We start from the raw sequence: 15919 nt of genomic DNA, 5'->3' as shown, positions 1-15919 counted from the left end.
ACGACATTGGATTTAGAGGTTATAGAGAATCCAATAGCGAATGTAGTAACAGCGATAGAGGTTTGCGATGATGACAATGATGGTTTTACGAGTTTTGATTTAAGTTTAGCTGATGCACAGGCCATAGGAGGACAGGTTGGTATGGTAGTGACGTATCATGAGACACAGAGTGATGCCGACAATGGTGTTAATGATTTACTGGTTCCATATGATAATATTGTACCAAATGTACAGACGGTTTATGTTCGAGTAGAGAGTGGTTCGACAGGATGTTATGACACAACAGATTTAACATTGATAGTAAATCCATTACCAGATACAGTTCCAGTGACAGCATATGAGTTATGTGATTATGATTTACCTGGCGATGAGGTAGAGTTATTTGATTTAACGACAAAAGATGTAGAGGTTGCTAATGGTCAATCGGTAGCTGTAAGTTATTATGAGAGTTTAGCTGATGCACAGGGTTTAGTTAATCCATTAGGGAGTCCATATAGTAATACGAGTAATCCACAGACGATTTATTATGCCTCGGTAAATATGGCTACAGGCTGTATAGCAACAGGGAGTTTTGATTTGGTAGTTAATCCATTACCAGCATTAGTAGTTCCATCAGATTTAGAGGTTTGTGATGATGGAGTTCCAGATGGATTAACGAGTATAGATTTGAGTATAAAGAATGTAGAGATAACAGGTAATAATCCTAATTATACAGTAAGTTATTATTTAACACAATCAGATGCCGATAATGCGGTAAATCCTTTACCAATTCCATATACTAATACGATTAATGGGCAAATAATTTTTGTAAGAGTTCAGGATATCAATACAGGCTGTTATGCAACAACGACCTTAACATTGGTTGTAGAGCAGGCACCAGTAGCATCTACACCAACGCCAATGGAGTATTGTGATGCAGATAGTGATGGGTTTGGAGTGTTTACCTTAACCGATGCAAATACAGAGATAACAGGAGGCGATCCGACGCTGACAGTAAGTTACCATGAGACAATGGCAGATGCAGATAATGATGTTAATGCCTTAACGAGTCCGTATAACAATATAGTAGAAGATCAACAAACGATTTATGCACGTGTAGAGAGTGCTACTATAGCGACAGATTGTGCGACTATAGTAGAGCTTATATTGATAGTAAATCCGACACCACAGATAGAGGACCCAACACCACTAGAGGAATGTGATGATGTTTTAGCAGATGGCTTTGCACAGTTTGATTTAACGAGTAAAGACTTAGAGATATTAGATGGTTTAGATCCTTTACAGTATATAGTAACTTACTATGAAGTAGAGGCAAATGCCGATTTAGGGGTTAATTCAATTTTAAATCCAACAGGTTATATTAATACGACAGCTTTTATGCAAACTTTATCAGTTCGTGTAGAAGACACAGTCAATGGATGTTATAAGTTAACGAGCTTAGAATTGATTGTAAATGCGCTTCCAGTATTGGTTCAACCACAGCCATTAGAGTTATGTGATGATAATAACCCAGGCGATGAGGTGGAAGCCTTTACCTTAGAGGATGCTAATGCGGAGATGTTAAATGGTCAAACAGGAATTAGTTTTACGTATTACGAGACGCAGTTAGATGCAGATAATGGGACGAATCCTATTGTGAGTCCTTATATGAATACGAGTAATGCTCAAACGATATTTGTTAGGGCTACCGATGATGTAACAGGATGTTCAGTTAGTACAACAGCGACGATACTTCTAAGAGTAAATCCAATACCATCACCAGCAGCACCAACAGATTTAGAGGTTTGTGATTTAGATAATGATGGTTTTGAGGCGTTTGATTTAGAGAGTAAGACTGTAGAGATAGAGAATGGAGAATTAGATATTGAAATTACCTACCATGAAACGCAGAGTGATGCAGACATGGATATAAATGCACTTACGAGTTTATATACAAATATTGTTATGGATGAGCAAGTGATTTACATTAGAGCAGAGAATATCAATACAGGCTGTTACAATACCTCACAGACATTAACCATACGTGTATTACCATCTCCAGAGGTTCCAACAGCGATAGATGATTATGTGATATGTGATACGAATGATGATGGCTTTGCCCAGTTTGATTTGAGCAGTAAGGATTCAGAGATTTTGGGCACACAAGTTCCATCAGATTTTATGCTCACTTATCATGTGACAGAAGCAGACGCAGATTCAGGAGCAAATCCAATAGCTAATGTTACCAATTATACCAATGTTACTAATCCGCAGACGATTTATGTACGCTTAGTAAGTAATGTAAATGGATGTGTTACTTCTACAGGTTTCTTTGATATTCGAGTAGAATTACCACCAGAGGCAGTGCAACCAACACCATTAGAGTTGTGTGATGATTTAATAGCCGACGAGGTTACTGTTTTTGATTTAACAGTAAAGGATAATGAGATTACAGGAGGTGAGGCAAGTTGGAGTGTGTCTTATTATGAGACAGATGCAGATGCACAGGCAGAGATTAATGCAGTAGATGCAGAGAATTACACTAATACTTCAGTTAATGGAGCACCAGCAGCCAATCCACAGACTTTATATGTTGTAGTTACCGATACTGATACAGGTTGTGTAGATTATACAACACTAACCATACGTGTGTTACCAAACCCAACACCGAGTTTAGATCCAGAGGATTTAGAGTTGTGTGATGATGTGAATCCTAGTGATATGGAAGAGGAATTTGATTTGACATTGAATGAGGCTTATATCATTAATGGTGAGTCAGGAGTAACGGCAACCTATCATGAATCTGAGGAAGATGCAGAGCTAGACCAAAATGCTATAGCAGATCCAACAGCTTATACCAATACGAGTACACCACAGACGATTTATGTACGTGTAGAAAATGATATTACAGAATGTTATACAATAGTTACTTTTGATATCATAGTGAATCCATTACCAGATGTTGTAGCAGTTACAGATTTTATACTTTGTGAGTTAAACACCGATGGTATTGATGAGTTTGATTTAACTAGTAAAGATGCCGAAATATTAAATGGACAAGATCCTATGTTATTTACAGTAACGTATCATGTATCACAAACAGATGCTGATGATTTGGCCAATCCATTAGTGAGTCCGTATATGAATGTTACGAATCCACAACCGATTTATGTAGCAATTACAAATAACAATACAGGTTGTTCAATAAGTACACCAGTGTTTAATATAGAGGTTCATGAGGCAGCCGAGGCAACATCACCAGCACCATTAGAGGAGTGTGATGATGAGATGGATGATGATGGTGATCCAAGTAATAATAGTACACAGTTTAATTTAACTGATGTAGAATCTCAGGTATTAAATGGTCAAGATCCAGCAAATTATATAGTGACTTATTATGAGACAGTTGCAGATGCTGAGTTAGGAGTAAATCCATTACCATTTTTATATGAGAATATTGTCAATCCACAGGTGATTTATGCACGTGTTGATAATGACACACAAGAAGTAGCGTTGTTGAATTTAGATTTATCAGCAGTAACTATGGCATTAGATTTTGATGGTGATGGTAATGACGATACAATAGATGTTGATAACGATGGCGTATTTGATTTAATAGATGTAAATAACGATACGTTACCTGATGGATTTGATGTTGATGGCGATGGACTTATTGATTATATAGATTTAGATGGTGATGGTTTAGGAGATTTTGTAGATATCGATAATGATGGCGTTATAGATAATTCAATTGATTCATCAATTTGTTATGCAGTAGCACCAGTTGAATTAATAGTACATCCACGACCAGTATTTGATTTAGAAGACAGTTATATATTGTGTGTAGATACAAATGGAACGGAAGTTTTAAATGTACCAGTCTTAGATACAGGACTAAGTACACCAGATTATTTGTTTGAATGGAGTTTAGATAACATGGTGATACCAGGAGCTACAGAAGGGAGTTATATACCAAGTGTTGGAGGAACTTATAGTGTTATCGTTACAGATGCAGTGACAGGATGTTCAAACTTTGATAATCCAGTTGTTACAGAGGTTATAGAGAGTTCACCACCAACAAGTATATTGACAGATGTAACGACAGATGCGTTTTCAGAGTTACATATTATAGAAGTTACAGTGACAGGTTTAGGAGTTTATGAGTATAGATTAGATGGAGGCGCATGGCAGGAGAGTCATATTTTTGTAGATGTCTTGGCAGGCGATCATGTTGTAGAGGTAAGAGATACGATAGGTTGTGGATATGCAGTTGATACGGTAACAGTGATGGATTATCCGAAATACTTTACACCAAATGGCGATGGATTTAATGATACATGGAACATAAAAGGTATTGCTGACCAACCAAGCGCAAAAATTTATATATTTGACAGGTACGGAAAACTAATGAAGCAGATAAGTCCAACAGGCGAAGGCTGGAATGGAACCTATAATGGAAGCCCAATGCCATCGAGTGACTACTGGTTTGTGGTTGAGTACATTGAACCTAATACATTACAACAAAAAGAATTTAAAGCCCATTTTACCCTGAAAAGATAAATTAGCGGCTAAAAGAGAAAATAAAATAGGCTTTATGATTGGTTTCATAAAGCCTATTTTTTGTGATAAATTAAGTTTGTTTATAGGTTAAAAGCTAATGAAAGTGTAACATTTGAATTAATTGAATCAACTTTAGCAGCATCAGTTAAACCAACAGAGTATAAAGAGTTGTTAACTGTTCTTTCAGCTTGATCATATGTTAAATCTAGCCTAGTATTGCCAAAATTATATCCTAAGCCTAAAGAGAAACCTGTTAAATCGCCAACAAATGATTCATCTTCATATGGGCTTTCTTCAAAACGATAGCCACCTCTAAAACTAAATTGTTTGTGTTTATATTCTCCACCAAATCTATATGTATTTGCAACTTTGAAGATATTATTTATAACTTCATTTTGAGATCTGAAAAAGATATCATCTTCAGGTTTAAACTCAATATTGGAATAATCTCTTCGTGAGTAATCAAAACTTAATAAGCCTTTGTTACCAAAAACATAAGCAAGGCTTCCAGAAATTTTACCAGGAGATCGCAGTTTGTATTCAGGGAAAATATTAACAATATTTGGATTTACATTTTTTGTAGGTTCATCATCATCTATGTCATCAACAAAGGCTGAAATACTTTGAGTAGTTTCTTCATTTATTCTAAACCAAGTAGGTGAGTTATATGTAAATCCAGCCCTTAGTCCTTCAGTTAATTTAAAAATTGCACCTAACTGAAAAGAGAACCCATTGCCAGTTGTTAATAGATTGTTTTCAAAACCTACATTAGTTACTAATGAACCAGGATTAGAATTAGTTTCTCTTAAAAAAGTGTACTTTTCATAATTGATAAAGTGAGCATTCAAATTAATGCCTAAATATAATTTGTCTTTATATTGTGTGGCAGCATTAAAACTTACTTTACCATTATAGCCTTCTGAGATGTAATCATATTGTTGGTTAAAAGTTCCTTGAGCAATATTTGAAACATAAGCAGTGTTCTCATCTGTATCATTAATAGGTTCAAGTATAAATGATTCATAGCCTAAAAAAGCTTGTTGATTTCCGTATCCATAAGAGTTGCCAATTTCTGCATAAGCTTGAGAAATTGTTTCTCCAGTAAACCTAGATATTTCATCAAGTCTTAAACCTTGAGCATAGGCTAAAAAATAATTATCTACAGAATTTGTGTTCCTGCCACTAGCAAACCATTGGTCATCATGATTAGCAGTTTTATCGTAGGCTAAGCTAATGACAAATTTTTTCCAGGATGAATTACTGTTAGTGTTTGCAAAAACAAACACACCACCAGCTTGGTGTAAATCTATTTTGGATTCTGATGATGAGTTTTTCTCATTAAAAAAAGAAACATCATTATTAATATTAATACTAGAAAGAGACATTGAAGCATGACTTCTATTAAAAATTGCTGCTCCTGCAGGATTTAAACTAACAGCTGACATATCACCTCCTAGAGCACCAAAAGCACCACTTAAAGCTCTAAATCTCGCGCTACCTTGAATCTCGTCTTGTGAATAGCTAAGAGCATCAGTTATGTCTTGAGCAAAAAGATTAGACATAGAGAAGACTCCTATCATAAATATAGTTAACTTTTTCATATCGATTTTTTTTAATTGATGGGAATTATTTTTTATCTGCGACGACTTGAGCTTCCTCTACTTGAAGATCTAGATGATGTTCCCGAAGATCTTGAACTGCTTCTAGAGCTTCTCATAGATGAACTATTTCTTCTTGGAGTTGTCGTCATTCTTGAACTAGACCTGTTGCCACTTGAGCGTGATCGAGTAGCATTATTTCTGTTTCTAGTATTGGTTCTAGGTCTTACAGTGCTATTTGATCTACTTCTAGTGGAATTTCTTCGAATAGTTGAATTGTCGTTTCTTCTAATCGTTGTTCTTGAATTGGTTCTAGCTCTTGTCCTTGTACCTCGATTTGAAATTATTGATGTATTGCGTCGAGACAAGTTTGAAGTGTTACGTCTTGATATTATAGAATTTCTATTTCTTCCATAAGCTAAATTAGAGCCTCTATACCCATTGTGGTAAGCTAAACCACGATTGTAATAGTAACCGTTAAAGCCAGGTGGACACCAATAATTATATCTCCATCCTGTATTCCAGCCCCAATTATTCCAACCCCAACCATAACCTACATTCCAATTGTTCCATCCCCAAGGTCTGTACCAACCCCAATTATTCCAACCCCAACCATAGCCTGCATTCCATCCCCAGGCACTATTCCATCCCCAAGGACTGTAGCCCCAACTATTGTCTATATAATTTATGGTCACGTTACTGTTAGTTTGTCCCCAACCTGCATATCCATTTTGCGAATCTCCTGCTTGGTTTTCTTCTGAATACTCGCCTTTGTACGAATCAATATCAGTAAAAACCACTTCTTCGTCATCTGGAATTTCACTATACTGATTGGCTTTTTCACTGAAATAAGCTTTGTAATAGCTGTTATCTTCATTTGTAGTTGAAGTTTCAGTTTCAGTATTTGAAGGTTCTTCATAGGTGACTTCATTGTTACTATAGATGCCATCACTTTCATAGCCAACATATTGGTATGATCCACAAGAAGCCAAAACAAAAGAGAAGCCAAGTGCAACAAAAAATGGCAATTTCATTTTAAGGTAGTTATAGAATTGCATGTTTGTATATATTTACTGTTGAACATTACAAAAATAGTTAGTTTTAAGCAACTATTTTTTTATTTAACATAGTCACAATTTTTATGCCAAAAACGTCTATTTGGTTGGTAATCTTTTAAATGTAACTATGCTTTATGGTTAAGTAATTTCATATTATATCAATTTAATGCAACATAAAAAGTTAAGAGTATACATAACCTTTGTTTTTATTATTGAACATTATAAAATTTAATTAGTTTTGTCAAATAAAATTGTTATTAAAACAGTACAGTATTTGTGCTAAAGACTTTAAAATGAGTAAAAACCTTACAAGTAGAGCAGAAGATTATTCAAAATGGTATAACGAGTTAGTCGTTAAGGCTGATTTAGCTGAAAATTCAGCTGTTAGAGGATGCATGGTAATTAAACCTTATGGTTATGCTATATGGGAAAAAATGCAAGCTGAATTAGATCGAATGTTTAAAGAAACAGGGCATCAAAATGCATATTTCCCACTTTTTGTGCCAAAAAGCTTATTTGAAGCCGAAGAGAAAAACGCTGAAGGTTTTGCTAAAGAATGTGCAGTAGTGACTCACTATAGATTACAGAATGATCCTGATAATGAAGGAAAATTACGTGTAGATCCTGAAGCAAAATTAGAAGAGGAATTAGTAGTCAGACCAACTAGTGAAGCTATTATATGGAATACCTATAAAGGATGGATACAAAGTTATAGAGACCTACCAATCCTTATCAACCAATGGGCAAATGTAGTACGATGGGAAATGCGAACGCGTTTGTTTTTACGTACTGCAGAATTTTTATGGCAAGAAGGTCATACAGCTCATGCTACTAAAAAGGAAGCGTTAGCAGAAGCTGAATTAATGAATAATGTGTATGCAGATTTTGCCGAAAACTTTATGGCGATTCCAGTTGTTAAAGGTGTGAAAACTGAAAGTGAACGTTTTGCTGGTGCAGTAGAAACATATTGTATTGAAGCTTTAATGCAAGATGGTAAAGCGCTTCAAGCAGGAACATCTCATTTCTTAGGTCAAAATTTCGCTAAAGCTTTTGATGTTAAATTTACAAATAATGAAGGTCAACTAGACCATGTTTGGGCAACATCTTGGGGAGTTTCTACACGTTTAATGGGAGCTTTAATTATGACGCATAGTGACGATAAAGGCTTGGTGTTACCGCCTAACTTAGCACCTTCTCAGGTGGTTATCGTTCCTATTTATAAAACTGATGAGCAATTAGAAGTTATCACAAATAAAGCTAATAGTATAATCAATGATTTAAAAGTAATTGGTGTATCGTGTAAATTTGATGGGAGAACAACTCACAGACCTGGAGCCAAGTTTGCGCAACACGAATTACAAGGTGTACCTTTAAGAATAGCCATTGGTCCTAAAGATTTAGAGAATAATACAGTAGAGTTAGCTAGACGTGATACGTTAACTAAAGATATTGTTGATATATCTGATTTAATTGCTAAAGTTGATAGTTTGTTAAAAACAATTCAAGAGGAACTGTTCAGTAAGGCACTTAACTTTAGAGATTCTCATATTACTGAAGTTGATGATTTTGAAACCTTTAAAAGCGTTTTAAAAACTAAAACAGGATTTGTTTCGGCGCATTGGGATGGCACTGCTGAAACCGAATTAAAAATTAAAGAACTAACAAAAGCAACAATAAGATGCATTCCATCGAATTCAAAAGAAGAGGATGGAATATGTGTTTTTTCTGGAAAACCATCTTCTAGAAGAGTATTGTTTGCCAAGGCATATTAATTTTTTTTTAAAAAAAATTGATAAGGTGTTGCAACATTTAAAAATAGTTGTATTTTTGCATCCGCAATGAGGAATTGCATGTTCATTTGAAATACTAATTTATCATCTTATTAAATGATAAATTAAAAATTAAATTTTAAACAAATGGCCCGTTCGTCTATCGGCTAGGACGCCAGGTTTTCATCCTGGTAAGAGGGGTTCGATTCCCCTACGGGCTACAATTTTTAATAAGTAAAAAATACAATGGCAAATCATAAGTCAGCTTTAAAGAGAATAAGAAGTAACGAAACTAAACGTTTAACGAATAGATATCAGCATAAAACAACTCGTAATGCGATAAAAAAGTTACGTGAAATGGAAGCTAAAGATGCTAAAGCGTTTTTGCCTTCAGTTGTTTCTATGATTGATAAATTAGCAAAGAAAAATGTTATCCATGATAACAAAGCGGCTAACTTGAAGTCTAATTTAATGAAGCATGTAGCAACATTAAAATAATTACTCTTCTAAGAAAGTAAACACTAAAAGCTTCTCAATTTGAGAGGCTTTTTTTATTTATAAATAGAAATAGAGTAGATGTAATAAAAAAGCCTAGAACAAATTTTGTCTAGGCTTTTTTTTACTTTTATATTTATAACATGGTTTTATCCATTCATAGAAACTAAAAACTCTTCATTGTTTCTTGTTTGTTTAAAACGATCATTAATAAACTCCATAGCTTCAACAGGGTTCATATCTGCTAAGTATTTACGCATAACCCACATTCTTTGAATGGTGCTATCTTCAAGTAATAAATCATCACGACGTGTACTAGATGATGTTAAATCTATTGCAGGGAAAATTCTACGGTTAGATATTTTACGATCTAGTTGTAATTCCATATTACCTGTTCCTTTAAACTCTTCAAAAATAACTTCATCCATTTTTGAGCCAGTTTCAGTAAGAGCAGTCGCAATTATAGTTAACGAACCACCATTTTCAATATTACGAGCAGCACCAAAAAAACGTTTTGGTTTGTGTAACGCATTAGCATCAACACCTCCACTTAAAATTTTACCCGAAGCTGGTTGAACCGTATTATATGCTCTTGCTAAACGCGTAATTGAATCTAAAAGAATCACAACATCATGACCGCATTCTACCAAACGCTTTGCTTTTTCTAGAACGATATTGGCAATTTTAACGTGTTCGTGAGCTTCTTTATCAAAGGTTGAAGCAATCACTTCGCCACGAACATTTCGTTGCATATCTGTAACTTCCTCTGGACGTTCATCAATTAATAAAATCATTTGATAAACTTCAGGATGATTAGCTGCTATTGCATTTGCCACATCTTTTAACAGCATTGTTTTACCTGTTTTTGGTTGCGATACTATCATGCCACGCTGACCTTTTCCAATAGGAGAAAACAAATCCATAATACGAGTTGAAATCGTATTTTGCTTTTCTGCAATATTAAATTTTTCCTGAGGAAATAATGGTGTTAAATGTTCAAATGATACACGATCTCTAACCACTTCTGGTTTCTGACCATTAATTTTACTAACCTTAATTAGTGGAAAATATTTTTCACCTTCTTTTGGCGGACGAACATGTCCTAAAACGGTATCTCCAGTTTTTAATCCGAATAAACGAATCTGAGATTGCGATACATAAATATCATCTGGAGAAGAGAGGTAATTGTAATCTGATGAACGTAAAAAACCATAACCATCTTGCATGATGTCTAAAACGCCTTCACTTTCAATAATGGCATCAAATTCAAAATCTGGTTCTCTATAACGGTTGCGATTATCTTTGTTTCCGTTGTTTTTATTTGAGTTATTATGGTCTTTAGAGCGTTGATTATTTTGTTTGTTGTCGTTATTCTTCTGACGATTATTATGTTTGTTGTCGTTAGAATTTTTTGAACGATTATCGTTACTCTGATTGTTTTTTTGATTGTTCCTAGTATCTTTTTTGTCATTAGATTGAGAAGATTTATCATCTTTCTTATCGTCTAATTCCATTTTTTGTTGCGTAGGATTTTGCTCAGGTTTTTTCTGAACACGTTGTCTAGGTTTTCTTTGTTGAGTAGGCTTCTTTGGTTCCTCATTACTGTCTTTAGTAACTTCTTTTTTTACCACATCTGGATTAGCTGCTTGGAAATCAAGAATTTGATACACCAAATCTAATTTTTTTAAACTGCGGTATTTTGGAACTTTTAATTTTTGAGCAATTTCCTGAAGCTCAGGAAGCTTTTTTGCTTTTAATTCGGAAATTTCGAACATCTATGTTTAATAATTAAGTTTTTTTAAACTGAAATTGATTTCATCCTTACTTTTCTGAAAAATGTGCTTAGTGGGAAAAATTTGAAAAAAATCTGAAGATTTAATAATCTGTAACACTGTTGGTAACAAATTATATGTGCAATAATACAATTTTATTTTTAAAATTTAATACATCTTTTAAAAGAAACTATTAATTTTGTGCCTTATTATTGATACTTATAAATGATTCAACGTATACAAACAGTTTACCTTTTATTATCAGCGTTAGTTTCTGCTGGCTTAATATTTGTATTGCACTTATGGACTAACAGTGATGATGTCGCTGTATTTGCAGTAGATGACTATTTGTATTTAGGTTTGTTTTTGGGATCTGCCTTGTTATCTTTTATTTCAATTTTTAATTTTAAAAACAGGAAGTTTCAATTTGTATTGGGACGACTTAATATCATATTAAACTTTATTTTATTAGGATTTTTTGTGTATCAATTGCTAATGCCACCTGGAGAGAGTAACATCTCAGAGAAAGGTGTTGGGATATTCATACCTATTTTATCTATCGTGTTATTGGTTTTGGCCAATAAGGCCATAAAAAAGGATGAAGACCTTGTAAAATCTGTTGATCGATTGCGATAAACCCTATTATCTTAATTATTTTAGTGCGTAAGCCCAAGGTGAAGATCTTGGGCTTTTTTTATGAAACCCAAAACTCATAAATAAAGTGCATAGAGTTTTGATGGTTGAACTAATCTAGTTGTAAAACGAGATCTTATATTATTTTTCCGCAGTAATATTACCGTTTCGGAAATTCGATCACTTCTAAATTATCAATTGTTTTGCCATCAATAGTAAAGCGAAGCATGGTTCGTACTTTGTGAAATCCATGCTTTCCTACTGCTCCAGGATTCATGTGAATTAAATTATAGCGCTTATCTGGCATCACTTTGAGTATGTGTGAATGACCAGAAATAAAAATCTTTGGTGGATTCTCCTTAATCAAATCACGTGTTCTCATATTGTATTTTGGTGGATAACCTCCAATATGTGTAATCCACACATCAACTTCTTCACACATAAAACGATGGTGTTCTGGAAATTCAACTCGAGCCTTATCGCTATCGATGTTTCCATAAACAGCTCGCAAAGGTTTTAGTTTTTTTATGGCATCAGTAACTTTTAAATCACCAATATCTCCAGCATGCCATACTTCATCTGCTTGTTTGACATATTTTAAGATATCATCATCGATGTAACTATGCGTGTCTGAAAGTAATAAGATTTTAGTCATGTTTTACTTCTGTAAAAGCGAAAATAGTTATATTATGTTAATATGATTCCTGTCTTAGTAGGAATAATTTATCTTTGGACTTTTACAAAAATACAGGTTTACTTGAGATATTTTATCGAATTATCATATAACGGAAAAGCATATCATGGATGGCAAATTCAACCTAATGCTATTTCTGTTCAGCAAGTTATAGAAGAAGCACTGTCTAAGATTCTACAATCTAACATTTCTATAATGGGAGCAGGACGAACAGATGCAGGAGTTCATGCTTCGCAGATGTATGCGCATTTTGATTATGATAAAACCATTGATAATAACTTAGTTTTTAAATTGAATTCTTTTTTGCCAAACGACATAGCTATTCATGATGTTTTTCAAGTTAAAGATGAAACTCATGCACGTTTTGATGCGTTGAGCAGAACGTATATCTATAAAATTTCGCAACAAAAAAATGTGTTTAATTTTGATTATGCATATACCTTAAATAATAATTTAGATGTTGATGCTATGAATGAAGCATGCAATATCTTATTAAAGTATAAAGATTTTCAATGCTTTTCTAAAGTTCATACAGATGTAAAAACGTATTATTGTAATATCATGTTTGCAGAATGGACAATCAATGGTCACGAACTTTTCTTTACCATAAAGGCAGATCGTTTTTTAAGAAATATGGTTCGAGCTATTGTTGGTACGATGATTAATATAGGTTTAGGAAAGATGAATGTTGAAAATTTACACGATGTTATAAAGTCTAAAGATAGAGGAAAAGCTGGTTTTTCTGTTCCTGCGCATGGATTATATTTAACTAAAATTGAATACCCAAATACCATAAGTGATTAATGGCTAACGATAAGAAAAAAGTTTTTGATGTATCGCTTTTTAAGCGATTACTACAATACATAAAACCTTATAAACTGGTGTTTTTTACAGCATTGGTTTGTGTTGTTGGTCTTGCTGTTTTTGGCGCATTACGACCTTATGTCTTACAGCAAGCTATAGATAAGCATATTACTTTACAGCAGTATGATGGCTTTTTGTTTTACATCATTGCCATGCTTGCTTTGTTAACCTTAGAAGTTGTAAGTCAGTTGTTATTTATCTATTACGCAAGTTGGCTAGGACAATCGGTTGTAAAAGATATTAGAGTAAAATTGTATGAGCATGTGCTTAAATTCAAAATGAAGTATTATGATAACTCCTCAGTTGGTGTTTTGATTACCAGAACAGTTACAGATATGGAGCGTATTGCAGATATTTTTGGGCAAGGACTCTTTATGATTTTTAGTGATGTTTTAAAAATGTTGGTTGTTGGCGGAATGATGTTTTATATGAATTGGAAACTTAGTCTTATTGCATTTACAACCATGCCAATTGTATTGTTTGCAACCAAAATATTTCAGAAATATATGAAACGTGCTTTTGAAGAAGTACGTACAGAAGTTTCTAACCTTAATTCATTTGTTCAAGAACGTGTTACAGGAATGAAAATTCTTCAGTTATTTACACGTGAAACTACTGAATTTGAAAAGTTTAAAACCATTAATGAGCGTCATAAAAAAGGTTGGTTAAAAACCGTTTGGTATAACTCTGTGTTTTTTCCAATTGCTGAATTATTATCGTCTATTACCTTAGGGACTATTGTTTGGGTTGGAGGTATTGGAGTTGTTATGAGTAGTACTGCTTCAGAAGGTGATTTATTTGCATTTATCATGTTTGTGCCAATGCTGTTCAGGCCTTTAAACCAGATTGCCAATAAGTTTAATACGCTTCAAATGGGAATGGTTGCCGCAGATCGTGTATTTAAAGTTTTAGATACAACCTCTCAAATTGATGATGCTGGAACTCATATTGCTTCAGAATTTAAAGGGAACCTAGCCTTTAAAAATGTACACTTTTCTTATGTTGAAGATGAAGAAGTGCTCAAAGGTATTTCATTCGATATTAATGCTGGAGAAACAGTTGCAATTGTTGGAGCAACAGGAGCTGGTAAATCTACAATTATTAATTTGTTAAACCGTTTTTACGATATTCAGCGAGGAACGATATGTATAGACGATGTTGATATCAAGAGTTTAACTCTCAAATCACTTCGTGCACAAATTGCAGTAGTATTACAAGATGTATTTCTGTTTGCCGATACAATTTTTAATAATATTACACTTAAAAATCCTGACATAACTGAAGCTCAGGTTCATCAAGCTGCCAAAGATATTGGTATTCATGAGTTTATTATGAGTTTACCTAATGGTTACCAGTATAATGTAAAGGAAAGAGGTGTGATGCTATCTTCTGGTCAGCGTCAATTGATTTCTTTTTTAAGAGCTTATGTGACGAATCCTAGTATTTTGGTTTTAGATGAAGCGACGTCGTCTGTCGATTCTTATTCTGAACAATTAATACAAGATGCAACCGATAAGATTACTAAAGGTAGAACCTCAATTGTTATTGCACATCGTTTGGCAACGGTTCAAAAAGCCGATCAAATTATTGTGATGGATGAGGGAAGAGTTGTAGAGAAAGGCACACATGACGAGCTTCTTAAAAAGGATGATGGCTATTATCGAAACCTCTATGAAGTTCAGTTTTTAAAAGCTGAAGTAGCTTAGGATTTTGGTCTAAAGCTTTTAATTACGTCTATGAGAGCTTCTTTTCCTTCAATTAAGTATATAGCTAAAAAAGCAATTACAATTACTAGAATGTACAATATCATATACACAAATAAGGATAGTACCATTCTTCCAAATATTTCTGCAAAACTTATTTTATAAAGTCTTTTAAAACAATAAGATACGTAGCAAACTTGTAAAGGTAAATTGACATACATAGCAATTCCAAGATCTAAACCAAAAAAGGCACCAACAATATTTATGACTGCTCCAAATAAAGAAAGAAGTGCCATCATATATGTAAATGCGACAATGTGTTCAACGTAATTAAACTTTTTATTATCAAAAAAGACAATCCTAGAAATGATGGCATATATTGGTACAGAAAGCATCATAATTATCGATGAATAATCTTGAGTAAAGCTAAAAATATTATTGAGTGTTGATTCGTTTCCACCAACAGCTAGAGCTGATAAATTGAGTTGTTCAGGAAAAAATTTTCTTAGAAATAACCACTCAAGACCAACTAAAGTTAAAGTAAGACCAAAGAAACTAATTGGGTTGACATAGCGTTTTCTAATACCATTAATATAACCACCTATAACAGCTTCAGGTGTTTTAATTAAACCTACAAGTGTTCTAAGAAGTTTATTGTCATAATTAAAAAAAGTCTCGCTAACATGCTCAAATAGATTTTTAAAGGTTAAGCGATTTCGAATGACTTTTCCTCCACAAGAATTGCAAAAGTCACTTTCTATAGGAAGTTCGGTATGACAGTTTTTACAATTCAT

Annotated in this window: 11 protein-coding genes and 1 tRNA gene; 7 read left to right on the top strand and 5 right to left on the bottom strand. The window is 33.8% G+C overall.

The window, feature by feature from the left end:
• On the top strand, nucleotides 1–4539 hold a 4539-nt coding region (locus tag ACP15M_RS10610), incomplete at its 5' end, for a T9SS type B sorting domain-containing protein (protein WP_425077188.1).
• Nucleotides 4540–4619: 80 nt separating this feature from the next.
• On the opposite strand, the gene ACP15M_RS10605 is transcribed toward ACP15M_RS10610, so the two are convergent.
• Nucleotides 4620–6140 carry an OmpP1/FadL family transporter gene (locus ACP15M_RS10605; protein WP_425077187.1) on the bottom strand — a complete coding sequence of 507 codons (1521 nt, stop codon included), beginning with the start codon at nucleotides 6138–6140 and terminating at the stop codon, nucleotides 4620–4622.
• A gap of 32 nt (nucleotides 6141–6172) precedes the next feature.
• Nucleotides 6173–7171, bottom strand: coding sequence for a hypothetical protein (locus ACP15M_RS10600; RefSeq protein WP_425077186.1), 999 nt, complete (start codon nucleotides 7169–7171; stop codon nucleotides 6173–6175).
• A gap of 317 nt (nucleotides 7172–7488) precedes the next feature.
• On the opposite strand from ACP15M_RS10600, the gene proS reads away from it, so the two are divergent.
• The 3 genes from proS (at nucleotide 7489) to rpsT (ending at nucleotide 9462) form a co-directional block, all read left to right on the top strand.
• On the top strand, nucleotides 7489–8967 hold the full coding sequence (proS, locus tag ACP15M_RS10595; RefSeq protein ID WP_425077185.1) for a proline--tRNA ligase: 1479 nt from the start codon (nucleotides 7489–7491) through the stop codon (nucleotides 8965–8967).
• Nucleotides 8968–9113: 146 nt separating this feature from the next.
• Nucleotides 9114–9185, top strand: a tRNA-Glu gene (locus tag ACP15M_RS10590).
• 25 nt (nucleotides 9186–9210) lie between these two features.
• Nucleotides 9211–9462, top strand: coding sequence for a 30S ribosomal protein S20 (gene rpsT / locus ACP15M_RS10585; RefSeq protein ID WP_425077184.1), 252 nt, complete (start codon nucleotides 9211–9213; stop codon nucleotides 9460–9462).
• Between the two features lie 146 nt (nucleotides 9463–9608).
• Here the strand turns inward: rpsT and rho are convergent, their stop codons facing one another.
• Nucleotides 9609–11234: a transcription termination factor Rho gene (gene rho / locus ACP15M_RS10580; protein WP_425077183.1), complete on the bottom strand. Its 1626-nt coding sequence runs from the start codon at nucleotides 11232–11234 to the stop codon at nucleotides 9609–9611.
• A gap of 222 nt (nucleotides 11235–11456) precedes the next feature.
• Between rho and ACP15M_RS10575 the strand changes: the two genes are divergently transcribed.
• Nucleotides 11457–11867 (top strand): DUF4293 domain-containing protein, encoded by a 411-nt coding sequence (locus tag ACP15M_RS10575; RefSeq protein WP_425077182.1) that lies wholly within the window; start codon nucleotides 11457–11459, stop codon nucleotides 11865–11867.
• Nucleotides 11868–12024: 157 nt separating this feature from the next.
• Here the strand turns inward: ACP15M_RS10575 and ACP15M_RS10570 are convergent, their stop codons facing one another.
• Complete coding sequence (locus ACP15M_RS10570) at nucleotides 12025–12519, bottom strand: metallophosphoesterase family protein (RefSeq protein ID WP_425077181.1); 495 nt, start codon at nucleotides 12517–12519, stop codon at nucleotides 12025–12027.
• Between the two features lie 102 nt (nucleotides 12520–12621).
• Here ACP15M_RS10570 and truA point away from each other — a divergent pair, with 102 nt between their 5' ends.
• Both truA and ACP15M_RS10560 read left to right on the top strand, forming a co-directional pair.
• The gene (gene truA / locus ACP15M_RS10565; protein ID WP_425077180.1) at nucleotides 12622–13362 is read left to right on the top strand and encodes a tRNA pseudouridine(38-40) synthase TruA; all 741 of its coding nucleotides are present in this window, start codon (nucleotides 12622–12624) and stop codon (nucleotides 13360–13362) included.
• A complete protein-coding gene (locus ACP15M_RS10560; protein WP_425077179.1) occupies nucleotides 13362–15128 on the top strand; it encodes an ABC transporter ATP-binding protein in 1767 nt (588 codons plus the stop codon). The genes truA and ACP15M_RS10560 overlap by 1 nt, the downstream gene beginning before the upstream one ends.
• Here ACP15M_RS10560 and ACP15M_RS10555 read toward each other — a convergent pair.
• A complete protein-coding gene (locus tag ACP15M_RS10555) occupies nucleotides 15125–15919 on the bottom strand; it encodes a DUF3667 domain-containing protein (RefSeq protein WP_425077178.1) in 795 nt (264 codons plus the stop codon). The two genes, ACP15M_RS10560 and ACP15M_RS10555, sit on opposite strands and share 4 nt — an antisense overlap.

The organism is Psychroserpens sp. S379A, assembly GCF_049800755.1.
Taxonomy (GTDB): Bacteria; Bacteroidota; Bacteroidia; order Flavobacteriales; family Flavobacteriaceae; genus Psychroserpens.
This window is presented reverse-complemented; position numbering and strand designations above follow the sequence as displayed.

What these genes read in the sequence shown, in the direction of transcription:
- ACP15M_RS10570 (WP_425077181.1), bottom strand. Translation starts at nt 12,519, where the DNA reads ATGACTAAAATCTTATTACTTTCAGACACGCATAGTTACATCGATGAT.
- rho (WP_425077183.1), bottom strand. Translation starts at nt 11,234, where the DNA reads ATGTTCGAAATTTCCGAATTAAAAGCAAAAAAGCTTCCTGAGCTTCAG.
- ACP15M_RS10575 (WP_425077182.1), top strand. Translation starts at nt 11,457, where the DNA reads ATGATTCAACGTATACAAACAGTTTACCTTTTATTATCAGCGTTAGTT.
- proS (WP_425077185.1), top strand. Translation starts at nt 7,489, where the DNA reads ATGAGTAAAAACCTTACAAGTAGAGCAGAAGATTATTCAAAATGGTAT.
- rpsT (WP_425077184.1), top strand. Translation starts at nt 9,211, where the DNA reads ATGGCAAATCATAAGTCAGCTTTAAAGAGAATAAGAAGTAACGAAACT.
- ACP15M_RS10600 (WP_425077186.1), bottom strand. Translation starts at nt 7,171, where the DNA reads ATGAAATTGCCATTTTTTGTTGCACTTGGCTTCTCTTTTGTTTTGGCT.
- ACP15M_RS10555 (WP_425077178.1), bottom strand. Translation starts at nt 15,919, where the DNA reads ATGAATTGTAAAAACTGTCATACCGAACTTCCTATAGAAAGTGACTTT.
- ACP15M_RS10560 (WP_425077179.1), top strand. Translation starts at nt 13,362, where the DNA reads ATGGCTAACGATAAGAAAAAAGTTTTTGATGTATCGCTTTTTAAGCGA.
- ACP15M_RS10605 (WP_425077187.1), bottom strand. Translation starts at nt 6,140, where the DNA reads ATGAAAAAGTTAACTATATTTATGATAGGAGTCTTCTCTATGTCTAAT.